The organism is Acinetobacter sp. RW6, assembly GCF_041956835.1.
GTDB classification, from domain to species: Bacteria; Pseudomonadota; Gammaproteobacteria; order Pseudomonadales; family Moraxellaceae; genus Acinetobacter; species Acinetobacter calcoaceticus.
Genome location: NZ_CP167121.1, coordinates 3,245,785 through 3,266,357, shown reverse-complemented (window position 1 = coordinate 3,266,357; position 20,573 = coordinate 3,245,785). Strand labels below are relative to the sequence as shown.

Genomic DNA, 20,573 nt, shown 5'->3' with positions numbered 1-20,573 from the left:
AAAAGATATATTAAGATATATCTTAATAAATATAAATTAAGCATATTAGGGAATCTTTACTGATGAAACAACAATCAGAACATCATCATGCTGAACACCACGAACATCATGGTGGTCATCACCGTTCAGGGCGACGGGGGAGACTTTTTGAAGCGGGCAGAATGAAACTTTTAGTACTTTATCTCATTCAGCAAAGTCCAAAGCATGGCTATGAAATTATTAAAGAAATAAGTGATTTGGTGGGCGATGGCTATACACCAAGTGCAGGTACCATTTACCCAACTTTAACTAGTCTGGAAGAAATGAATTTCATTACTTTGTTAGACGTAGAACGTAAGCAATATCAAATCACAGAATTTGGTAAAGCTTACTTAGCCGAACAACAAGACAAGCTGACTGAGCTATTAGAAAAATTACGACTTAGACGTGAAATTCACAGTAATGATGAATTAATTGAAATTCACCGTGCGATGGAAAACCTAAAAACAGCCTTACGTTTGAAGTTGAACTCGGCGAGTTTGCAGCAAGAGCAGATTTATCAAATTGCTGAAAAAATTGATCAAGCTGCGGTTTCGATTGGGCGATTATAAGTTGGAAATAGAAATGTTAGAGCTACAGCATAAAATCAAAGAAACGGGCCTAAAAGTCACTCATCCAAGACTTGCTGTTTTGTCTTTAATTCAACAGCAAGCAGAAGATCTAACTGTCAAACAGATTTACCAGAAGTTATATGCCCAAAAACAGAAATTAAGTTTAGCCACAGTTTATCGGGTAGTGAACGACTTAGCGGGAGCGGGTTTAATTTCAAATCGTCAGCCACAACGAGATGAAGCTAAATTTAACTTACCAACAGTCGAGAATAATCAATTATTGCAAATTCGTTGTACAGATCTAACAGCTGCTAAACAAGAACAATTTTTAGCATCTTTACAGTCAGTATTTACACAATTTCAAATCGATCTTAAACAGGTCGAAATCATCCATAGTCATTAAATTTTTAATAGAGAATTTATTTATGAAACAACATCAATATCATGTCACTGTGCAACACTTAAAGAATGCAAAAGGAGAGGCCTCTACATATACCGAGCGTCTTGAGTTTTATGCGGGTAATCATGACGATATCTTTGAAATTGTGGAGCGCTTAAAAAAAGCAGGTTTTTTTGATGATGAAACTACAAAATCTTTTGGGGTGGGACTAAAACTTTTTAGTGAAGTTATGTTGGAAAATCGAGACCACCCTCTATTTCAAGAGTTTTTCCCACAATTTGGTCAATTCATGAAAAACCTAAAACAGATCGTTAAAGATCAATCATCTTAAACATGTTTCATGCAGCCTTGATTTTTCTATAATTAAAAATGGATTGTCTCATTCATAACACCCTGTGTATTACTAAAAGACTATATTGAATAATGAGTGTATTGTTAAGATCACTATAACAACTCATTGCAAAAGCATAGGTAAAAGAGAGTAATATCATGAGCAATAATAATGATTACGATATTTCTGATTCAAAGGATTGTGAAAAATTTGCCAATCAGTTTATTCAGGAATTTCCAATTCGCTCTGCTGAAATTGGACAGGGGACAGTGATTAAGCGGGCTTTGCCTAGCAGACAAAAGCGAATGATTGGTGCGTGGTGTTTTCTAGATCATGCAGGCCCAGTGTCTTTTCCTGCGGGAGACGGTCTGGATGTTGGCCCTCATCCTCATATTGGTTTGCAAACCTTCACTTGGATGATTGAAGGGACCATGATGCATACCGATAGTTTAGGTTCAAAACAATTAATTCGTCCTAAGCAAGTTAACTTGATGACAGCAGGTCATGGCATTTCTCATACAGAAGTCGCGCCTGATACTGAAACTCAAATGCACGCTGCTCAGCTCTGGATTGCTTTGCCTGACCATAAGCGCAATATGGACCCGAAATTTGAACATTATCCTGAGTTGCCTGTTGTTGAAAAGGACGGTCTAGAATTTACTGTTCTTGTGGGCGAATATCTGGCAACTACTTCTCCAGTAGTGGTACATACGCCTTTAGTGGGTGTCGATTTAATTGCTACCGAAGATACTAAAACCCGTATTCCATTAAATCCTAATTATGAATATGGTTTTATGGCATTAGAAGGTATTGCCCATGTGAATGGACATGAGTTAACTGCTGACAACATGGTTGTTTTGGATACTGGACTAAGTGAAATTGAGATTGAAGTAAAAAAAGGCAACCGTGTTCTTTTAATTGGTGGTGAACCGTTTGAAACGCCAATTTTGCTCTGGTGGAACTTTGTTGCACGGACAATGGATGATTTAAAAGAAGCTCGTGAGCAATGGATTAGTCATGATGCGCGTTTTGGTGAAATTCCAGATTATGTTGGCGCACGCTTAGAAGCTCCTGTTCTTCCAGATCAAATGAGAGCATCAAAATGACAGCAGTAATCGCAAGTAGTAAAGCAAAGCCCCTTGCTGAGCAATGGAAGGGTGAAATTACCAGTGGTCGCCATCAGTATTTTTGTGATGAGCCTGAAAAGCTAGAAGGTCAAGATCAAGGCCCAGCGCCTTATGATTTGCTTACTGGAAGTTTAGCAGCTTGTACACTCATTACTTTAAGAATGTATGCAAATCACAAAGGTTATGATTTTGGTGAGTTCTCGGTTGAAATTGATTTTCATACCAATAGAGAGCATGAAGAACATATAGAACGTCGTATTGTTTTTAAAGACTTACCAGATGAAGAGCTCCAACAAAAAATCTTAGCGGTATGTGGTAAAACACCAGTCACTAAAACTTTGTTACGTAGTTTAGACATTCATACTGTGCTTGTTACAGTGTAAAAATGCTATTTTGTGGAGGTGGATGATTTTATATCCATCCCACAAATGGAATAAAACAGCATGTTCACATGCTGTTTTTTATGTAAAAAGAAAAATAAAAGCAGGCAATAACATGATTAGTTTACACCACCTGGAATGTTCGCGATCGTTTCGAATTTTATGGGCTTTAGAAGAATTAGGCTTAGATTATGATATTCATTATTATCAGCGCTTACCTAACTATTCCGCTCCAGAAACATTGAAATGTATTCATCCTTTAGGTAAAGCTCCAATTCTGACAGATGATGAGCAAGTCATCGCAGAATCAGCTGTGATCTTGGAATATCTACAGCAACGTTATGATCAGAATCAACAATTTAAACCTACGCAGCCCCAAGATTTACAGCAGTATATTTATTGGATGCACTATGCAGAAGGCTCACTCATGCCACTCTTAGTCATGACTTTGGTCATGAATAGTGTAAATAAGCATGTGCCATGGTTAATTCAACCAGTAGCAAAAAAAATCACGGAAGGGGTGAAGGCAAATTTTGTCCGCCCACGTATGAAAGATCATATTAGTTTTTTAGAAAACTATTTGGCAGAGCATGAATATTTCGCAGGCGATTTTTCATTTGCCGATATTCAAATGAGCTTCCCTCTAGAGTCTTTACAATCACGCTTGCAAGGGAAATATCCTAATATTCAGGCTTTTTTACATCGTATTCGGCGCAGGGTGGCGTTTCAAAAAGCGAAAAAAAAGGGAATTGGTTCTAATGAAAGCAATTGTGCTGATATTTAAAAGAAAAGGAACAAATATTTGTTCCTTTTTATTTTCACTTTACTTTCGTTTGATCACGATGGAGTCAATGCCGCTGTGTTGTAAAGTCTGTTGAGCAGCCAATGCAGCATCTTGGGTGTCATAAGGTCCTGAAATAACACGGTACCATATTTGCCCATTTTCAGTACTCTTAACTACATCTGCAGATAAGCCATTTAAAATGATTTCTGCACGGCGAGCATCAGCTTGATCTGGGTCATTATAGCTGCGAACCTGTAAAATATAAGTAGGTTGCTGAGGAGCGGTGGCTGATGGATTCGTATCAATTCCTGCACTTTCTGAAGCAGCTGGTTGAGTTGCACTTGGTGCCTCAACAATCATGGCTGTGCCTTGATTTTTGCTTTCAGGAATCGCTTGTTCCGGAATAGGAGTTACTTGCTGTTGAGGTAATAGGTCGTAGAAACGATAGTCTTTATTCGTATCTTCTTCTTGATAATGTTCAGAGGTAATCTGATTTTTTGCAGGAACAGGTTGCCAAGGTTTCCAAAGCATAAGCATTACAGCGATACATAAGACCGCCAAAATAGCGACAAGTGTCCCTAACCATTTGGGAATTAGGGGCTTTTTAGGCTTGTTAGGTCTTTCAGATACACCGCGTTGCGTTTTGCCAAACACGTGGATTATTCCTCTGTATTTTGATTGTTTTAATTCGAGTTTGATTCTCGTATTACGATGCTAAAAACAGTGGCTTGTATAAGCTATTTTAACTCTACAAACCACTGCTTACTATATGTTGCATGACCTTTATTTTACTGCCATGCAATATAATTTTTACATAGAGTCTGGTGCAGATACACCAAGTAATTCTAAACCATTATGCAACACTTGTTGTACATTGATTGAAAGCAATAAACGTGCTTGTGTAAGCTCAGCATCATCGCCTAATACTTTATGTTCATTGTACCAAGCGTGGAACAAGGCAGCTAACTCTTTTAAGTAGTTACCCACCTGATGTGGTTCATACGCATTTGCAGCACGCAACACTGCATCTGGATAAGCTGCCAGTTTAGCAAGAATCTCAGTTTCAGCATCAAGAGATAGGCGAGTAGCATGTGTACGTGCAGCATTTACATCGAATTGTAAGCCTGTGCTTAACGCTTTTTCTAACATACGGCAAATACGTGCATGTGCATATTGAATGTAATACACAGCATTGTCTTTACTTTGTGACACAGCAAGGTCAAGGTCGAAGTCAATGTGTTGTTCACTCTTACGCATCACGTAGTAGAAACGAGCTGCGTCGTTGCCCACTTCTTTACGCAAGTCACGTAAAGTCACGAACTGACCTGAACGAGATGACATTTGAACCATCTCTCCGCCACGCCATAAACTTACAAACTGAACCAAAAGCACAGTCAATTTTTTAGAGTCGTAACCCATTGCATCGATTGCCGCTTTTACGCGAGAAATATAGCCGTGGTGATCAGAACCCCAAATATCAATCAGGTCGGTATAACCACGTTGTAATTTATTTAAGTGGTAAGCAATGTCTGATGCAAAGTAAGTCGTTTGACCATTACGACGTTTAACAACACGGTCTTTTTCATCGCCAAATTCAGTCGATTTAAACCAGATGTTGCCATCTTTTTCATAAAGGAAGCCACGTTGATCAAGTGTTTCTAAAGCTTCGTCAATTTTTGCGCTAAGAGATGCTTCACTAAACCATTGGTTGAACGTTACACCAAAGTCAGCAAGGTCATCTTTAATATCATCTAAAATGGCATGAAGAGCAGCTTGATGGAATACGCGGTAGCCTTCACCCAGTAATTGTTGAGAGTTGGCAATAAGACCATCAATATGTTTTTCTTTGTCGCCAGATAAAACGACTTTATTGCCGTCGCTATCTAGTTCTTCTGCATATTGCACGTCTTCTGGCACATCTTTATAGACATCAGCCACTTCACGAAGATATGCGTCGCCATCTTTATCAATAATAGTCTGTGCTATTTCTTTAACGTAATCGCCTTGATAAGCATTTTTTGGAAATACAAGGTTTTGACCTAGTAATTCTAAATAACGTAAATAAGTAGATGTCGCCAAAATATCCATTTGACGGCCAGCATCATTTACATAGTATTCGCGGTCAACTTTAGCACCTGTTGCTTCAAGTAATTTGGCAACAGTCATACCATATGCAGCACCACGACCATGACCTACATGTAGACTAGACGTTGGGTTTGCAGAAACGAATTCTACTTGGATCTTTTTCGCTGCATTTGCCTGACTGCGACCAAAAAATTCTTTTTGTGCTTGAATCTGGTCAAGAATAGCAAAGCGCTGGTCTGCATTTAAAAAGAAGTTAATAAAACCAGGTCCTGCGATTTCAGCTTTGCTGATATCTGCAACTTCTGGTAATGCAGCTAGAACTTTCTCAGCTAAATCACGTGGTTTCATACCAGCAGCTTTCGAGCCGATCATGGCAATATTAGAAGCAAAGTCGCCATGGCTTCGGTCTTTGGTGCGTGTTAAGTTGCTTGTGTTATTCCAGTCGGAAGGAAGCACCCCTTCTTGTTGAAGAGTTTGCACTGCATGGTCGAGAGCTGCTTGTATTGCCGTATTCATATCAATCGAAAATAGATGTCGCAGAAAAACGTCAAATATAGCAAATTTCCTATGAGTTAGGGGAGTGGATTTAATATTCCAGTAATTCTTTTTGTGCAATTTACTGAGGATTATTTTTTAAATGAATATTGCAGGGTGAATCACTTCACTATTCTAAAAACAAACAAATACAAGCCTTCTAAGAAGTTTTAAAAAGTAGATTAGCTTTTAATCCCACCATTATTTCTTATAAAAATGGCTATGTAAGTAAAAATATATATTAAAAGCTTTTGAAATTAGATAAATAAAAGAATTTTTAAAAATATAAAATTATTAAAGTATTGATATTTATTAATTATTTTTAAACATGTTTTAACTAAATAGTCTTCAATTTTAACATCACAGTTTAAAATATCTATTTTGAACGAATTAGGCTTAAGCTTATACGCACAAAGAGTTTTAGAGACCATACAAAACGTGTTTTTCTCTACTCTAAGCTGGAAAATGAGATAGGCAATGATATCAGGACACCCAAGTAAACATCCCCTTTATATCCCATATGCAGGTTTTACACTTTTAGAGTTACCACTTTTAAATAAAGGTTCGGCTTTCACTGAAGAAGAAAGAAGTAACTTTAACTTACACGGTTTACTCCCCCATATTATTGAAACTATTGAAGAGCAAAGCCAGCGCTCTTATCAGCAATATTGCGCTTTCACTGATGATATCAATCGACATATCTATTTGCGTAATATCCAAGATACCAACGAAACCTTGTTCTATCATTTAATCGAAAATCATCTCGAAGAAATGATGCCGATTATTTACACCCCAACCGTAGGTGAGGCATGTCAGCGTTTCTCTGATATCTATCGTCGTCACCGCGGTATCTTCATTTCATATCCAGATCGTGATGTGATTGATGATATTTTGCAAAACGTAAATAAAAACAATGTAAAAGTTATCGTCATTACAGATGGTGAACGTATTTTAGGTCTTGGTGACCAAGGTATTGGCGGAATGGGGATTCCTATTGGAAAACTTTCGCTTTACACAGCTTGTGGTGGTATTAGCCCAGCCTATACATTGCCAATTACAATTGATGTTGGTACCAATAATCCTCAACTGTTAAATGATCCGATCTATATGGGTTGGCGTCAGCCACGTATTAGTGGCGATGAATATTACGCATTTGTAGATATGGTGATTGAAGCTGTGAAGCGTCGTTGGCCAAAAGCATTAATTCAGTTTGAAGATTTTGCACAAAAAAATGCGATGCCACTTTTGGAAAAATATCGCGATAAAATTTGCTGTTTTAACGATGATATTCAAGGAACAGCAGCGGTATCTGTCGGTAGCTTGATTGCTGCTAGTCGTGCAGCGGGCAAGCAATTAAAAGATCAAAAAATTGCTTTCTTAGGTGCGGGTTCGGCAGGTTGTGGTATTGCAGAACAAATTGTTGCACAAATGATCGCAGAAGGTTTAACCGATGCAGAAGCGCGTGCTCGCGTTTATATGGTAGACCGTTTTGGTTTGATCACTGAGAATCAACCAAACTTGCTCGACTTCCAACGTAAGTTGGCACAAAAAGCTGAGGTAGTTGATCAGTGGGGCAATATCGAAGAAGTTATTTCACTACTTGATGTTGTTAAAAATGCTAAGCCTACAGTGTTAATTGGTGTTTCTGGTCAGCCAGGCTTGTTCACAGAAGAAATTATTAGGACTTTGGCAGCAAATTGTGAACGACCAATTGTAATGCCATTATCTAATCCGACTTCACGTGTTGAAGCTGTACCTGCTGATATTGTGGAGTGGACTGAAGGTAAAGCATTAATTGCAACAGGTAGTCCGTTTGCTCCTGTGAATCATCACGGCAAACTTTACAATATTTCGCAGTGTAATAACTCGTACATTTTCCCAGGCATTGGTTTAGGTGTTGTGGCATCGGGCGCTAAGCGGGTTACAGAAAATATGTTAATGGCATCAAGTAGTGCTTTAGCAAATTGCTCTCCATTGCTTAAAGATCCGCAAGCTGATTTATTGCCGCCATTGGGTGAGATTCAACAAGTTTCTAAAGTTATTGCGTTCGAAGTTGCGAAAGCTGCTATGGCTGATGGTGTTGCTGTAACGATTAGTGATGATTTGTTGAAACAGAAAATTGATCAGTCGTTCTGGAAACCTGAATACCGCAAATATAAGCGTATTCCTTTCTAAGAGTGAGAATATAAAAAGAGGAGCTTAAGCTCCTCTTTTTTATTTTAGTCCCCTAGAACTTCTTCTAGCAACTCTTCACTAGGTGCAAAATAATAAGCACCATCAAGTGGGGTCACGAAATGCAATAAACGGTCGTGGATACCATCTCCACTTGTACCGAACATGCGCTTTAACATGGCATCAATAATGGTCAAGTCTTTGGTGTAGGCAATAAAAAATAGGCCTTGATCACCTCTACCATCTCCATAAGGTAGACTATGACGTAAAATTTCCATTTCTTCGCCTTCATCATCTTCAACAACAGTACGGGCAACATGGGCGTTTTCTGGTTTAACGTCATCATCTAATTCAATAGATTCAAGTTTTGTGCGGCCCATAACATTTTCTTGCGCATCAACTTTCAATTTTTTCCACTTTTCTAAATCATGGGCATAGCGCTGCGCGAAAATGAAACTGCCATCTGCAAATACCCCAGCGCTTTCTGGTAAGAGCGCTGTCTCAGCTCGGTCGTCTGGAAATTGAGGATTTTCGGTTCCGTCTATGAAGCCAGTCATATCTCGGCCATCGAAATAACGGAAGCATACACGCTCATCAAGAACCTCAACTTTATCTTGAATACCTTCAAAAAATGCTTGGCTCAAGGCAAAACAAATATCAGAGCGCATGCTGGCGATATGAATGAGAACATCAGCTGGCACAACGGGCATATTGAATGCGCCTTGTTCAGGCTCAAGCTGCTTAAAACCTACAGGAGTTTGCGAATATAGCTGTTCCCATAATTCAGGACCAAAAGCAACTGCTGTTTTAATTTGAGCATCTGAATGTTGGGTAATAAGGCGGTCACGTGCTTCAAATAAAGCACTAAGTTGGTTTTTTAATTCATCAATAGTTAAGTCTTTTAAGCGAAGAACAATAAAGCGTGCATGGTCTGATGGCAACGGCAAAATGACAGATTGAGCACTCATTGGAAGGAATCTCCTCGATTATAATTTGATATGAGTTTTAATTATTGTGCCTGATGCGCAGAGCTGTTAGTAGTCTATTTCTTGATTTTATTGTTTGAATTCTCATCAAGATAGTTTTATAAAACAGTATAATTCCACTTTTATAGTCTATTTTTCACTATGTCTCTGCAAGTTTGGTTCGCTTATATGTTGGCCTGTTGGGTAATTAGTATCTCACCAGGTGCGGGAGCAATTGCTTCAATGTCGAGTGGCTTAAACTATGGCTTTAGACATGGTTATTGGAATGCAATCGGTTTACAAATTGCTTTGCTACTTCAAATTATGGTGGTGGCAGCGGGTGTTGGGGTTCTATTTGCAACGACACCTTTGGCTTTTCAGTTTGTGAAATGGTTTGGTGTGATTTATTTGTTATACCTTGCTTATTTGCAATGGACAGCACCTGTAAAAGATATAGAGATTCAACAAGAAAAAAGAGATAAATCTGTATTTGCGCTATTGCTAAATGGCTTTGTGGTCAATATTAGTAATCCCAAAGCGATTGTATTTCTATTAGCTGTTTTACCGCAGTTTTTAGATTTGAGTAAGCCTCAATGGATACAGTATCTGATTATGACTGTGACTATGATTAGTATTGATTTGATTGTCATGGCTGGATATACAGGGCTGGCATCAAAGGTTCTAAGATTACTTCGTTCCCCTAAACAGCAAAAATATTTGAATAGGGGGTTTGCTGTTATGTTTAGCTGTGCGGCTTTATTATTAAGTACAGTTCATCAGGCGTCCTAATTCAGGCCGCCTGTGTTTGATTTTTTAGCTTTTGAGTTATAAAAATAATGGCAAAAGTTAACGCCATACATAAAACAATACTCAAGCCTGTAGAGATATTCAGTGCTGCGCTTGACCATAGGCCGACACTCACACCAAGCTGGGCTAACACGAATGCCCAAATAACCATTTGCTTTGGTGAGTTTGCCAGTAAGCGAGCGCTTAAAGCAGGTATTACGAGTAATGCACCCATAAGTAAAGAACCTACAGCACGCAAAGCTAAGACAGTAAATAAAGCCAATAAAAGCATAAAAATAAGACGTTGCCAGTTCGCATTTACCCCTTCACTGACTGCAATGTCTGGATCAATTGCAAACTGTATTTGCGGCTGCCAAAAGCGGTAAAGAATTACGAGTGATATCGCGATAACTAAAGTGAAAACCGGTAAGTCGGGCCAGTCAATACTCAGTAAATCACCAAATAAATAACTTAATAGCTCTGGTCTTAAACTTGGTACATGTTGAATAAACAATAAACCGCTACAGAGTAATGTCGCTGAACATAAGGCTAAGAGGGCATCATTGGGTAAGCGATTGTCATGGAGTGCCCATAAAATTGCGACTAATAAAATGGCAGTGCCTGCAACACCAAGCCAAAGTGGGAGGCTTAAAGCACCTGCGATAGCGACCCCAAGTAGGGTGCCGTGTGCCATGGTGTCAGCAAAAAAAGACATCCGTCTCCAAAGCATTAGACAACCAAGAGGCGCGGTCAAAAAGACCAGTAAGGTTCCCATAATCCATGCGGGTAACAATAATTGTAACCATTCCATCATGGCTTAAGCTTCCGGTTCTGGGTGGATGTGAGGGCGGTCATTATGAGGGCAGGGGTGTGCAGCATCACCGTGAGCACAGTGATCATGATGATGTTGATAGAAAACCCGTTGAGTTCCAAATATAGCCTGATATTCAGGATGTTGTTGAATGTTCTCGGGTAGTCCACTACAGCAAATATGTTTATTTAAACACACTACACGGTGTGTTCCTTCCATCACCCATTGTAAGTCATGGGAAACAATTAAAATTGCACAGTCATATCGTTCCGGTAAACTGCGGACATACTCATAAAGTTCAGCTTCAGATTGAATATCTAAGCCTTGCATAGGTTCATCAAGAACTAAAATATCTGGCTGGCGAAGTAAGGCACGCGCTAGTAGTACCCGTTGGCGCTCTCCACCAGAAAGTTGTTGTACTTTTGATTGTTGTAACTTGGAAATGCCTGTGTCTTGAATAATTTCCTGACGTAGGGCAGGGTTGCATTTTTCTAAATCAAGTAAATCCTGAACACGCAAAGGTAGGCTGTGTGAAGGATTGAACTTTTGTGGCACATAAGCCATTTTAAGTTTTTTATGATGGATAACTCGGCCACTACTCGGCTGGAGAATACCGAGTAGAGCTTTAATAAGTGTTGATTTACCTGCACCATTGGGACCAATCAAAGACACAATTTCATTTTGATGTAGAGCAAAATCAACTTTTTTTAAAATATCCCGATTATCGCGATGAACAGAAACCTGCTCAAGCTGAATTAATACGGGATTTAAGGAGTTGTGCGGCACTGTTGGCATTTCCCCGAAATTTCAATAATGCTGTGTTGAGCCACGAACTCATCTGACGCTGCAAGTTGGTCAAGCTGGTGAGTTAAACCTTGAGAAGATGCTTCTTTAACCATGTGGCATTCGGTACAAATCAAGAATGCTGCTTGATGGCCTTCACGAGGGTGGCAACAGGGAATATAGGCATTAATAGAAGTTAGGCGATGGATCAAACCTTTTTCTAATAAAAAATCTAAAGTTCTATATACAGTTGGAGGAGCAGCGGGGCGATCAGTTTGACTTTTTATACGTGCGAGTAAGTCATATGCACCCATTGGACCCGAAGCGTTTAAAATGAGTTCCAAAACTTCTTTGCGCAAAGGCGTAAGTCGTGCGCCAGTCGCAGAACATAAATTTTCTGCTTCAGCTAAACGGTTTGCGACATTATGGTGATCATGCACACCATGCAAAGAATCATGATGTTCATGCGAGCAGGAACTCATAGAAATAACCTCGAATTTTTAACGGAATATTAGCATGAAGCGATGCTTCATTCGATTAATCTTAGGTATTTTTGTAACTTTGTTATATTATAACATGCTTCGAGCTAATTTAAATTGATGGTCTAGCATGTTCCGTTTTTTTGTTTTCAGTATGTTCTCTCTTTTGAGTACGTTAGGGTGGAGTCAGGGTTTGGTGGTTTCTACACACCCGATTTATCTGATTGCAAAAGAAATCACTCAGGGTGTTGAAGAACCTCAGCTTTTGCTTAAAGGTCAGACAGGTCATGACATACAGTTGACTCCGGCTCACCGTAAAGCAATTAATGATGCATCTTTAGTGATCTGGTTGGGTAAGGCTCATGAAGCACCTCTAAATAAATTGTTAGGTAATAATAAGAAAGCGATTGCTTTATTAGATAGTGGCATAGTTTCTGTTCTACCACTGCGTAGTACACGCGGTGTAGCTTTACCTAATACAGTAGACACCCATGTGTGGTTAGAACCAAACAACGCAGTCCGAATTGGTTTCTTTATTGCTGCTTTACGTTCTCAGCAGCATCCTGAAAACAAGGCTAAATATTGGAATAATGCCAATATTTTTGCCCGTAAGATGTTTCAGGCTGTACAAGTTTACGACAGTACAAGTAATGGTAAGCCATATTGGTCATATCATGATGCCTATCAATATTTAGAGCGCTCGTTAAACTTAAAGTTCGCAGGCGCTTTGACAGATGATCCGCATGTTGCACCAACTGCAGCTCAAATTAAGTATCTTAATGATAATCGACCGAAAAATCAGATGTGTTTGCTCGCAGAAAGTTTTACCACTAAAAGTCAGTATCAAAAATTAGGTAACATTACTTTTCAACCAGTAGACGAGAGCATGAATAACGAGGATGATTTCGTCACTGCATGGAAGAAACTGGCTATAAAAACAGATAAATGTGTATTAAGTACGCAAAAGTAAGATAAAAAATAAACAAAGGCTGACTGTAGCGTCAGCACCACCAGTCATGAAAAACCCCGACTAAAGTCGGGAAAAGATTGCATGTTCAGGGGTGTAACTCTATAATGCCTGCGATTAAAAGCGATCATCAGCTAAACTTGTCAAGCATTTATGCTGTGAGTGGATAAATAATGAGCCGAACTAGTCGCTTGATTGACCGACGATTAGCAAAAGCTTTGGTCTTCTTACAAGCATGTATGATCCCTGTTTCCGCCCTCGTGGCGTGGAGCATAAAAGACATGACAGCAGCATTAAGTGCGGCACTTGGTGCACTGGTTTGCTGGCTTGCTATGAGTTATTTCTCGTGGCAATCCTTCAGAACAGCAGGTGCGAGAGCATCAAAACAAGTGCTGTCTAACATGTATAGGGGCATGTTAGGCAAATTTGCAATCATGATCGTTGGATTTATTTTGATTTTGAGCAATGTTAAACCTTTATCACCGTTAGCATTGCTGTTTGGTTTTATTCTCGTTCAGGCAATGTCGTGGGTCGCTCCATTTTGGGTGTCACGTCTAGAAAAACGGGTATAGAAACAAGAAGAATTGAAGATTTTTTGGAGGGTGGCGAGATATCGACAGTACGCCGATGTTCGTAACCCTTCTTTTTAGTAATTGACATTGACCAGGTGTGATTTATGGCTGCTGAAGAACATGCCCTCACTTCGACAGAGTATATCAAGCATCACTTGACCAATATGACCTATGGCAAAATGCCAGACGGTACATGGAAATTGGCTGAGACTGCTGAAGAAGCTCATTCGATGGGGTTCACTGCAATTCACTTGGATTCAATGGGTTGGTCAATTGGCCTTGGTGTTATTTTCTGTTTGTTATTCTGGATGGTTGCGAAAGCTGCAAATGCAGGTGTTCCAACTAAATTCCAGTCTGCAATTGAAATGATCATTGAGTTTGTTGACTCAAGTGTCCGTGACACCTTTCATGGCAAATCACGTTTAATCGCTCCGCTTGCATTAACTATTTTCGTGTGGATTTTCCTCATGAACTTAATGGACTTGTTCCCAGTTGACTGGATTCCTCAAGTTGCAGCATTTGTGGGTGCAAACGTATTTGGTATGAACCCTCACCACGTTTACTTCAAGATCGTTCCATCTACAGATCCAAACATTACTTTAGGTATGTCTTTATCTGTGTTTGTACTTATCTTGTTCTACAGCATCCGCGAAAAGGGTGTTAGTGGTTTCGTTGGCGAGTTGGCACTTAACCCATTTAACCCAAGTAATCCAGTTGCAAAAGCGTTGCTTATTCCAGTGAACTTGATTTTGGAATTGGTAACATTCCTTGCTCGTCCGATTTCATTAGCTCTCCGACTATTCGGTAACATGTATGCAGGTGAGCTGATCTTTATCCTAATTGCTTTATTGCCGTTTTGGATTCAATGGGCGTTATCTGTGCCTTGGGCGATCTTCCACATTCTTGTAATCACGTTGCAGGCATTCATCTTTATGATGCTTACCATCGTTTACTTGAGCATGGCAAGCGAAAAACATTAATGGTATTGCCTAACTATCAAACGATGGTTGGGCTGAATTTTTTTAATTTAATTTGGTAATAACCTAACCTCTGAGGAATTTTTCATGGAACTCACTTTAGGTCTAGTTGCAATTGCATCTGCTATCTTGATCGCTTTCGGTGCTTTAGGTACTGCGATTGGTTTTGGTCTTTTGGGTGGTCGCTTTCTAGAAGCTGTTGCTCGTCAACCAGAATTGGCTCCACAACTTCAAACTCGTATGTTCTTAATCGCGGGTCTTCTTGATGCTGTGCCTATGATCGGTGTTGGTATTGGCTTGTTCTTCATCTTCGCTAATCCATTTGTAGGTTAATCATCTTAATTCCTAAATCCACTATTTGAGGAATTGCAATGAATATCAACCTCACATTGATTGGTCAAGCGATTGCGTTTGCATTCTTTGTTGCATTCTGCATGAAGTTTGTTTGGCCACCACTAATCAATGCGATTAGTGAGCGTCAGCGTAAAATTGCTGATGGCTTAAATGCAGCAGAAAAAGCGAAAGCTGAGCTTGCCGATGCACAATCGCAAGTAAAGCAAGAGCTTGATGCAGCTAAAGCACAAGCGGCTCAATTGATCGAACAAGCGAACCGTCGTGCAGCACAATTGATCGAAGAATCTCGTACTCAAGCTGCGGCTGAAGGTGAGCGTATTCGTCAACAGGCTAAAGAAGCTGTTGATCAAGAAATCAATTCTGCTCGCGAAGAATTACGTCAACAAGTAGCTGCTTTGGCAGTAACTGGCGCAGAAAAAATCCTGAACCAGCAAGTTGACGCAGAAGCTCATAACGCCATGCTGTCTCAGCTGGCTGCTAAACTTTAAGAGAGGCGAATCATGGCTGAACTCTTGACGTTGGCACGTCCGTATGCCAAAGCAGCATTTGCTTATGCTTCTGAGCAAGGTGCAACAGACAATTGGTCGAATGCGTTACAAGTGCTCAGTGCTGCGGTGCAAGACGAAGCATTTTCCGCTTATTTAAATCGCCCTGAACTTACTCCTGTGGAGCAAGTGAAGCTTTTTGCTAAAGTTTTAGGTGAAGATCAGTCTCAAGCAGTGTCTAACTTTTTGACACTTCTTGCAGATAACGATCGTTTAATGTTGTTACCTGAAATTGAAGCAGAATATGAACAGCTTAAATCACAGAATAACAACAATGTGGATGTCGTGATTGAATCGGCTTTCCCATTAACTGCTGAGCAAGAGCAATTGTTGAAATCTGCTTTAGAAAAGCGTTTTAACAGTACTGTAACTGTTTCAGTTGAAGTTAAACCTGAGCTTATTGCAGGTGTTGTGATTCGTGCAGGCGATCAAGTGATAGATGATTCTGCGCTTAACAAGCTTGAAAAAATGCGTACTCGTCTTCTTGCATAATGCAAATGATGAAGACTGAACTATTAAAAGATTGAGGAATAGCGCAATGCAACAACTGAATCCATCCGAGATCAGTGCGCTCATTAAACAGCGTATCAGCGATCTGGACACCAGCGCGACCGCTAAAAACGAAGGTACCATTGTTATGGTATCCGACGGTATCGTGCGCATTCACGGTCTTGCTGATGCAATGTACGGTGAAATGATCGAATTTGACGGCGGCTTATTTGGTATGGCACTGAACCTAGAACAGGATTCAGTGGGTGCCGTTGTCTTAGGTAACTACTTAAGCCTTCAAGAAGGTCAAAAAGCTCGTTGTACAGGTCGTGTACTTGAAGTTCCAGTTGGTCCGGAACTTCTTGGCCGTGTTGTCGACGCTTTGGGTAACCCAATTGATGGTAAAGGCCCAATTGATGCAAAATTAACTGATGCTGTTGAAAAAGTAGCACCAGGCGTAATTTGGCGTCAGTCTGTAGATGAACCTGTTCAAACTGGTTATAAATCAGTTGATACCATGATTCCTGTGGGTCGTGGTCAGCGTGAGTTGATTATTGGTGACCGTCAAACTGGTAAAACAGCGATGGCGATCGATGCGATTATCGCTCAGAAAAATTCTGGCATTAAATGTGTATACGTTGCGATTGGTCAAAAACAATCAACAATTGCAAACGTTGTACGTAAGCTAGAAGAAACTGGCGCTATGGCGTATACAACTGTTGTCGCTGCTGCGGCTGCTGATCCTGCTGCAATGCAGTACTTAGCTCCGTACTCTGGCTGTACAATGGGTGAATACTTCCGTGACCGCGGTGAAGACGCTCTTATTATTTATGATGATTTGTCTAAGCAAGCTGTTGCTTACCGTCAAATTTCATTGCTTTTACGTCGTCCGCCAGGTCGTGAAGCGTATCCAGGTGACGTATTCTATCTTCACTCACGTCTTCTTGAACGTGCTTCTCGTGTATCTGCTGACTACGTTGAGAAATTCACTAATGGCGCAGTAACTGGTAAAACTGGTTCTTTAACTGCATTGCCAATTATTGAAACTCAAGCAGGTGACGTATCTGCATTCGTACCAACGAACGTAATTTCGATTACTGACGGTCAGATCTTCTTAGAAACATCATTATTCAACGCAGGTATTCGTCCTGCTGTGAACGCGGGTATCTCTGTATCTCGTGTTGGTGGTTCTGCTCAAACTAAGATCATCAAAAAATTGTCTGGTGGTATCCGTACTGCTTTAGCACAATACCGTGAATTGGCTGCGTTTGCTCAGTTCGCTTCTGACCTTGACGAAGCAACTCGTAAGCAACTTGAACATGGTCAACGTGTAACTGAGTTAATGAAGCAAAAGCAATATGCTCCTTACTCAATTGCTGACCAAGCTGTTTCTGTTTATGCATCTAACGAAGGCTATATGGCTGACGTAGAAGTTAAGAAAATCGTAGACTTTGATGCTGCGTTAATTTCTTACTTCCGCTCAGAATATGCTCCGTTGATGAAACAAATCGATGAAACTGGTGATTACAACAAAGACATCGAAGCAGCAATCAAAGCAGGTATTGAAAGCTTTAAAGCGACTCAAACTTACTAAGTTTAGTTTTAGTTAAGTTTGGTTCACGGATCAACCTTCGGAAGCTCGAAAGGGCTTTCGAATACTAGGTTAAGCGTATGGCAAATTTAAAAGAAATTCGCGCCAAAGTAGCTAGTATCAAGAGCACGCAAAAGATTACTCGCGCGATGCAAATGGTAGCTGCTTCTAAAATGCGTCGTGCGCAAGAGCGCATGGCTCAGGGCCGTCCGTATGCCGATAATATGCGCCGTGTAATTGCTCACTTGGTTCAAGCAAACCCTGAATACAAACACCGTTATATGGTTGACCGCCCTGTTAAGCGCGTTGGCTATATCGTAGTGTCTTCAGATCGTGGTTTGGCCGGTGGCTTGAACATTAACTTGTTCAAGAAAGTTGTGCAGCATGTCAAAGCACAACAACAGCAGTCAATTGAAGTTGAATTTGCTTTAATTGGTCAAAAAGCGGTTTCGTTTTTTAAGAATTACGGCGGTAAAGTGCTTGGTGCAACTACCCAACTTGGCGATGCGCCGAGTTTGGAACAGTTAACTGGCTCAGTCCAAGTTATGCTTGATGCATTTGATAAGGGCGAATTAGATCGTATCTACCTCGTATCAAATGGCTTCATTAATGCAATGACTCAGCAGCCTAAAGTAGAACAACTTGTTCCTTTAGCACCAGCAGAAGAAGGCGATGATCTCAACCGTACTTATGGTTGGGACTATATCTACGAACCAGAAGCAGAACAATTGTTAAATGGTTTGTTGGTTCGCTATATCGAGTCTATGGTTTATCAAGGTGTGATTGAAAACGTTGCATGTGAGCAGTCAGCTCGTATGGTCGCGATGAAAGCAGCGACAGACAACGCAGGACAACTGATTAAAGACCTACAACTCATTTACAACAAGCTGCGTCAAGCCGCGATTACTCAGGAAATTTCTGAGATCGTTGGCGGTGCCGCTGCCGTTTAACATTATTAAGTTTGAATTGAGGAGACAGCAATGAGTAGCGGTCGTATCATTCAGATCATCGGCGCGGTTATCGACGTCGAGTTTGAGCGCAATAGCGTTCCTAAGATCTATGACGCTCTCCAAGTTGACGGTACTGAAACTACATTAGAAGTTCAGCAACAGCTTGGCGATGGTGTTGTTCGTACCATCGCAATGGGTTCTACAGAAGGTCTTAAACGTGGCCTTAATGTAACTAGCACAAATGCACCGATTTCTGTTCCAGTAGGTCCAGCTACGCTTGGTCGTATCATGGACGTTTTGGGCCGCCCAATTGATGAAGCTGGTCCAGTTGCAACTGAAGAACGTTTGCCAATTCACCGTCAAGCGCCTTCTTATGCTGAACAAGCTGCTTCTACTGACCTTTTAGAAACTGGTATTAAAGTAATTGACTTACTTTGCCCGTTTGCAAAAGGTGGTAAAGTTGGTTTATTCGGTGGTGCTGGTGTTGGTAAAACCGTTAACATGATGGAGTTGATCAACAACATCGCGAAAGCTCACTCAGGTTTATCTGTGTTTGCTGGTGTTGGTGAGCGTACTCGTGAAGGTAACGACTTCTATCACGAGATGAAAGATTCTAACGTTCTTGACAAAGTAGCAATGGTCTACGGTCAGATGAATGAGCCACCAGGTAACCGTTTACGCGTAGCGTTAACTGGTTTGACTATGGCTGAATACTTCCGTGATCAAAAAGACGAAAATGGTAAAGGTCGTGACGTATTATTATTCGTTGACAACATCTACCGTTATACTCTTGCAGGTACTGAAGTATCAGCATTGTTAGGTCGTATGCCATCTGCGGTAGGTTACCAGCCTACACTTGCAGAAGAAATGGGTGTTCTTCAAGAGCGTATTACGTCTACTAAATCTGGTTCGATCACATCGATCCAAGCAGTATACGTACCTGCCGATGACTTAACAGATCCATCGCCTGCAACTACATTTGCTCACTTAGATGCAACAGTAGTATTGAGCCGTGACATCGCATCTTCTGGTATCTATCCAGCGATCGATCCACTTGACTCAACTTCACGTCAGTTAGACCCATTAGTTGTTGGTCAAGAGCATTATGAAATTGCACGTTCTGTACAGAACATTTTGCAACGTTATAAAGAGCTTAAAGACATCATCGCAATCTTGGGTATGGATGAGTTAGCTGAAGAAGATAAATTGGTTGTTTACCGTGCGCGTAAAATCCAACGTTTCTTCTCTCAACCATTCCATGTAGCTGAAGTGTTTACTGGCGCTCCTGGTAAATTAGTATCGCTTAAAGAAACGATTCGTGGCTTTAAAGGTCTATTAGCTGGTGAATACGATCACATCCCAGAACAAGCGTTCTATATGGTTGGTGGTATTGACGAAGTGATTGCTAAAGCTGAGAAACTCTAATTTAAGGAGATCATCTCATGGCGACTATGCAATGTGATGTCGTAAGTGTTAAAGAGTCTATTTACTCTGGCGCAGTAACGATGTTAATCGCGAAAGGCGCAGGTGGTGAACTTGGTATTTTGCCAGGACACGCACCACTTGTGACTTTGCTTCAACCGGGCCCGATTCGTGTTCAGTTGGAAAATGGTACAGAAGAAATCGTCTATGTATCTGGCGGTGTTTTAGAAGTTCAACCTCATGTTGTAACGGTTCTTGCAGATACTGCAATCCGTGCAGACAACTTGGATGAAGCTGCAATTTTAGAAGCACGTAAAAATGCTGAACAATTGCTTGCGAACCAAAAGAGTGATTTGGACTCAGCTGCTGCATTGGCATCTCTATCAGAGATTTCAGGTCAGCTTGAAACTATCCGTAAGATGAAGAACCGCGCATTATAATTTGTGCACTGTTCATCAAAAAAGCCACCGTAAGGTGGC

24 protein-coding genes are annotated in these 20,573 nt (G+C 40.5%); 18 read left to right on the top strand and 6 right to left on the bottom strand.

All coding sequences use genetic code 11. The features are described 5' to 3' along the window. Window positions 1-62 precede the first annotated feature (62 nt). The 6 genes from ACB088_RS15485 to ACB088_RS15460 all read left to right on the top strand — a co-directional run bounded on the left by ACB088_RS15485 (window position 63) and on the right by ACB088_RS15460 (window position 3,612). Window positions 63-590 carry a PadR family transcriptional regulator gene (locus tag ACB088_RS15485; protein ID WP_092710552.1) on the top strand — a complete coding sequence of 176 codons (528 nt, stop codon included), beginning with the start codon at window positions 63-65 and terminating at the stop codon, window positions 588-590. 13 nt (window positions 591-603) lie between these two features. Continuing rightward, window positions 604-993, top strand: a complete 390-nt coding sequence (locus ACB088_RS15480; protein ID WP_092710556.1) for a Fur family transcriptional regulator — start codon at window positions 604-606, stop codon at window positions 991-993. Window positions 994-1,015: 22 nt separating this feature from the next. Next, window positions 1,016-1,321 (top strand): DUF3861 domain-containing protein, encoded by a 306-nt coding sequence (locus tag ACB088_RS15475; RefSeq protein ID WP_347019082.1) that lies wholly within the window; start codon window positions 1,016-1,018, stop codon window positions 1,319-1,321. Window positions 1,322-1,479: 158 nt separating this feature from the next. After that, window positions 1,480-2,427, top strand: coding sequence for a pirin family protein (locus ACB088_RS15470; protein ID WP_375037374.1), 948 nt, complete (start codon window positions 1,480-1,482; stop codon window positions 2,425-2,427). Further along, entirely contained in the window at window positions 2,424-2,831 is a 408-nt protein-coding gene (locus ACB088_RS15465) for an OsmC family protein (protein WP_375037373.1), read from the top strand. The genes ACB088_RS15470 and ACB088_RS15465 overlap by 4 nt, the downstream gene beginning before the upstream one ends. Before the next feature lie 112 nt (window positions 2,832-2,943). After that, a complete protein-coding gene (locus ACB088_RS15460; RefSeq protein ID WP_375037372.1) occupies window positions 2,944-3,612 on the top strand; it encodes a glutathione S-transferase family protein in 669 nt (222 codons plus the stop codon). A 39-nt stretch (window positions 3,613-3,651) separates the two neighbouring features. Here ACB088_RS15460 and ACB088_RS15455 read toward each other — a convergent pair whose 3' ends face one another. Both ACB088_RS15455 and argS read right to left on the bottom strand, forming a co-directional pair. Further along, on the bottom strand, window positions 3,652-4,266 hold the full coding sequence (locus ACB088_RS15455; RefSeq protein WP_003655571.1) for an SPOR domain-containing protein: 615 nt from the start codon (window positions 4,264-4,266) through the stop codon (window positions 3,652-3,654). A gap of 156 nt (window positions 4,267-4,422) precedes the next feature. Continuing rightward, window positions 4,423-6,213, bottom strand: coding sequence for an arginine--tRNA ligase (gene argS / locus ACB088_RS15450; RefSeq protein WP_005037465.1), 1,791 nt, complete (start codon window positions 6,211-6,213; stop codon window positions 4,423-4,425). A gap of 495 nt (window positions 6,214-6,708) precedes the next feature. Here argS and ACB088_RS15445 point away from each other — a divergent pair, with 495 nt between their 5' ends. Further along, window positions 6,709-8,406 carry an NAD-dependent malic enzyme gene (locus ACB088_RS15445; protein ID WP_004640531.1) on the top strand — a complete coding sequence of 566 codons (1,698 nt, stop codon included), beginning with the start codon at window positions 6,709-6,711 and terminating at the stop codon, window positions 8,404-8,406. 44 nt (window positions 8,407-8,450) lie between these two features. On the opposite strand, the gene ACB088_RS15440 is transcribed toward ACB088_RS15445, so the two are convergent. After that, window positions 8,451-9,371 (bottom strand): Dyp-type peroxidase, encoded by a 921-nt coding sequence (locus ACB088_RS15440; protein ID WP_375037371.1) that lies wholly within the window; start codon window positions 9,369-9,371, stop codon window positions 8,451-8,453. Window positions 9,372-9,530: 159 nt separating this feature from the next. Between ACB088_RS15440 and ACB088_RS15435 the strand changes: the two genes are divergently transcribed. After that, a complete protein-coding gene (locus tag ACB088_RS15435) occupies window positions 9,531-10,157 on the top strand; it encodes a LysE family transporter (RefSeq protein ID WP_375037370.1) in 627 nt (208 codons plus the stop codon). Window position 10,158: 1 nt separating this feature from the next. Here ACB088_RS15435 and znuB read toward each other — a convergent pair whose 3' ends face one another. The 3 genes from znuB to ACB088_RS15420 are packed head-to-tail and all read right to left on the bottom strand — an operon-like array spanning window position 10,159 to window position 12,230. Further along, window positions 10,159-10,968: a zinc ABC transporter permease subunit ZnuB gene (znuB, locus tag ACB088_RS15430; protein ID WP_026057177.1), complete on the bottom strand. Its 810-nt coding sequence runs from the start codon at window positions 10,966-10,968 to the stop codon at window positions 10,159-10,161. A gap of 3 nt (window positions 10,969-10,971) precedes the next feature. Next, window positions 10,972-11,760 (bottom strand): zinc ABC transporter ATP-binding protein ZnuC, encoded by a 789-nt coding sequence (gene znuC / locus ACB088_RS15425; protein WP_375037369.1) that lies wholly within the window; start codon window positions 11,758-11,760, stop codon window positions 10,972-10,974. After that, entirely contained in the window at window positions 11,733-12,230 is a 498-nt protein-coding gene (locus ACB088_RS15420) for a transcriptional repressor (protein ID WP_003655556.1), read from the bottom strand. Before ACB088_RS15420 ends, znuC begins: the two co-directional genes overlap by 28 nt. 127 nt (window positions 12,231-12,357) lie before the next feature. On the opposite strand from ACB088_RS15420, the gene ACB088_RS15415 reads away from it, so the two are divergent. The 10 genes from ACB088_RS15415 (at window position 12,358) to ACB088_RS15370 (ending at window position 20,534) form a co-directional block, all read left to right on the top strand. Further along, complete coding sequence (locus tag ACB088_RS15415) at window positions 12,358-13,197, top strand: metal ABC transporter solute-binding protein, Zn/Mn family (protein WP_375037368.1); 840 nt, start codon at window positions 12,358-12,360, stop codon at window positions 13,195-13,197. Window positions 13,198-13,367: 170 nt separating this feature from the next. Continuing rightward, a complete protein-coding gene (locus tag ACB088_RS15410; RefSeq protein ID WP_003655545.1) occupies window positions 13,368-13,766 on the top strand; it encodes an ATP synthase subunit I in 399 nt (132 codons plus the stop codon). Window positions 13,767-13,870: 104 nt separating this feature from the next. After that, window positions 13,871-14,746: a F0F1 ATP synthase subunit A gene (gene atpB / locus ACB088_RS15405; protein ID WP_005037450.1), complete on the top strand. Its 876-nt coding sequence runs from the start codon at window positions 13,871-13,873 to the stop codon at window positions 14,744-14,746. Window positions 14,747-14,830: 84 nt separating this feature from the next. Beyond that, window positions 14,831-15,076, top strand: a complete 246-nt coding sequence (atpE, locus tag ACB088_RS15400) for a F0F1 ATP synthase subunit C (protein ID WP_000424060.1) — start codon at window positions 14,831-14,833, stop codon at window positions 15,074-15,076. Window positions 15,077-15,114: 38 nt separating this feature from the next. Next, entirely contained in the window at window positions 15,115-15,585 is a 471-nt protein-coding gene (locus tag ACB088_RS15395) for a F0F1 ATP synthase subunit B (protein ID WP_003655537.1), read from the top strand. 12 nt (window positions 15,586-15,597) lie between these two features. Further along, window positions 15,598-16,134 carry a F0F1 ATP synthase subunit delta gene (locus ACB088_RS15390; RefSeq protein ID WP_003655534.1) on the top strand — a complete coding sequence of 179 codons (537 nt, stop codon included), beginning with the start codon at window positions 15,598-15,600 and terminating at the stop codon, window positions 16,132-16,134. Between the two features lie 46 nt (window positions 16,135-16,180). Then, window positions 16,181-17,725, top strand: coding sequence for a F0F1 ATP synthase subunit alpha (gene atpA, locus ACB088_RS15385; RefSeq protein ID WP_005037448.1), 1,545 nt, complete (start codon window positions 16,181-16,183; stop codon window positions 17,723-17,725). Window positions 17,726-17,802: 77 nt separating this feature from the next. Continuing rightward, window positions 17,803-18,672, top strand: a complete 870-nt coding sequence (atpG, locus tag ACB088_RS15380) for a F0F1 ATP synthase subunit gamma (protein WP_003655530.1) — start codon at window positions 17,803-17,805, stop codon at window positions 18,670-18,672. 30 nt (window positions 18,673-18,702) lie between these two features. Continuing rightward, window positions 18,703-20,097 (top strand): F0F1 ATP synthase subunit beta, encoded by a 1,395-nt coding sequence (gene atpD, locus ACB088_RS15375; protein WP_003655528.1) that lies wholly within the window; start codon window positions 18,703-18,705, stop codon window positions 20,095-20,097. 17 nt (window positions 20,098-20,114) lie between these two features. Then, window positions 20,115-20,534 (top strand): F0F1 ATP synthase subunit epsilon, encoded by a 420-nt coding sequence (locus ACB088_RS15370; protein WP_003655525.1) that lies wholly within the window; start codon window positions 20,115-20,117, stop codon window positions 20,532-20,534. Window positions 20,535-20,573: the final 39 nt, after the last annotated feature.

Bases quoted from the DNA above. Each gene is read 5' to 3' on its own strand.
- ACB088_RS15485 (WP_092710552.1), top strand. From the start codon at position 63: ATGAAACAACAATCAGAACATCATCATGCTGAACACCACGAACATCAT.
- ACB088_RS15480 (WP_092710556.1), top strand. From the start codon at position 604: ATGTTAGAGCTACAGCATAAAATCAAAGAAACGGGCCTAAAAGTCACT.
- ACB088_RS15475 (WP_347019082.1), top strand. From the start codon at position 1,016: ATGAAACAACATCAATATCATGTCACTGTGCAACACTTAAAGAATGCA.
- ACB088_RS15470 (WP_375037374.1), top strand. From the start codon at position 1,480: ATGAGCAATAATAATGATTACGATATTTCTGATTCAAAGGATTGTGAA.
- ACB088_RS15465 (WP_375037373.1), top strand. From the start codon at position 2,424: ATGACAGCAGTAATCGCAAGTAGTAAAGCAAAGCCCCTTGCTGAGCAA.
- ACB088_RS15460 (WP_375037372.1), top strand. From the start codon at position 2,944: ATGATTAGTTTACACCACCTGGAATGTTCGCGATCGTTTCGAATTTTA.
- argS (WP_005037465.1), bottom strand. From the start codon at position 6,213: ATGAATACGGCAATACAAGCAGCTCTCGACCATGCAGTGCAAACTCTT.
- ACB088_RS15445 (WP_004640531.1), top strand. From the start codon at position 6,709: ATGATATCAGGACACCCAAGTAAACATCCCCTTTATATCCCATATGCA.
- ACB088_RS15440 (WP_375037371.1), bottom strand. From the start codon at position 9,371: ATGAGTGCTCAATCTGTCATTTTGCCGTTGCCATCAGACCATGCACGC.
- ACB088_RS15435 (WP_375037370.1), top strand. From the start codon at position 9,531: ATGTCTCTGCAAGTTTGGTTCGCTTATATGTTGGCCTGTTGGGTAATT.
- znuB (WP_026057177.1), bottom strand. From the start codon at position 10,968: ATGATGGAATGGTTACAATTATTGTTACCCGCATGGATTATGGGAACC.
- znuC (WP_375037369.1), bottom strand. From the start codon at position 11,760: ATGCCAACAGTGCCGCACAACTCCTTAAATCCCGTATTAATTCAGCTT.
- ACB088_RS15420 (WP_003655556.1), bottom strand. From the start codon at position 12,230: ATGAGTTCCTGCTCGCATGAACATCATGATTCTTTGCATGGTGTGCAT.
- ACB088_RS15415 (WP_375037368.1), top strand. From the start codon at position 12,358: ATGTTCCGTTTTTTTGTTTTCAGTATGTTCTCTCTTTTGAGTACGTTA.
- ACB088_RS15410 (WP_003655545.1), top strand. From the start codon at position 13,368: ATGAGCCGAACTAGTCGCTTGATTGACCGACGATTAGCAAAAGCTTTG.
- atpB (WP_005037450.1), top strand. From the start codon at position 13,871: ATGGCTGCTGAAGAACATGCCCTCACTTCGACAGAGTATATCAAGCAT.
- atpE (WP_000424060.1), top strand. From the start codon at position 14,831: ATGGAACTCACTTTAGGTCTAGTTGCAATTGCATCTGCTATCTTGATC.
- ACB088_RS15395 (WP_003655537.1), top strand. From the start codon at position 15,115: ATGAATATCAACCTCACATTGATTGGTCAAGCGATTGCGTTTGCATTC.
- ACB088_RS15390 (WP_003655534.1), top strand. From the start codon at position 15,598: ATGGCTGAACTCTTGACGTTGGCACGTCCGTATGCCAAAGCAGCATTT.
- atpA (WP_005037448.1), top strand. From the start codon at position 16,181: ATGCAACAACTGAATCCATCCGAGATCAGTGCGCTCATTAAACAGCGT.
- atpG (WP_003655530.1), top strand. From the start codon at position 17,803: ATGGCAAATTTAAAAGAAATTCGCGCCAAAGTAGCTAGTATCAAGAGC.
- atpD (WP_003655528.1), top strand. From the start codon at position 18,703: ATGAGTAGCGGTCGTATCATTCAGATCATCGGCGCGGTTATCGACGTC.
- ACB088_RS15370 (WP_003655525.1), top strand. From the start codon at position 20,115: ATGGCGACTATGCAATGTGATGTCGTAAGTGTTAAAGAGTCTATTTAC.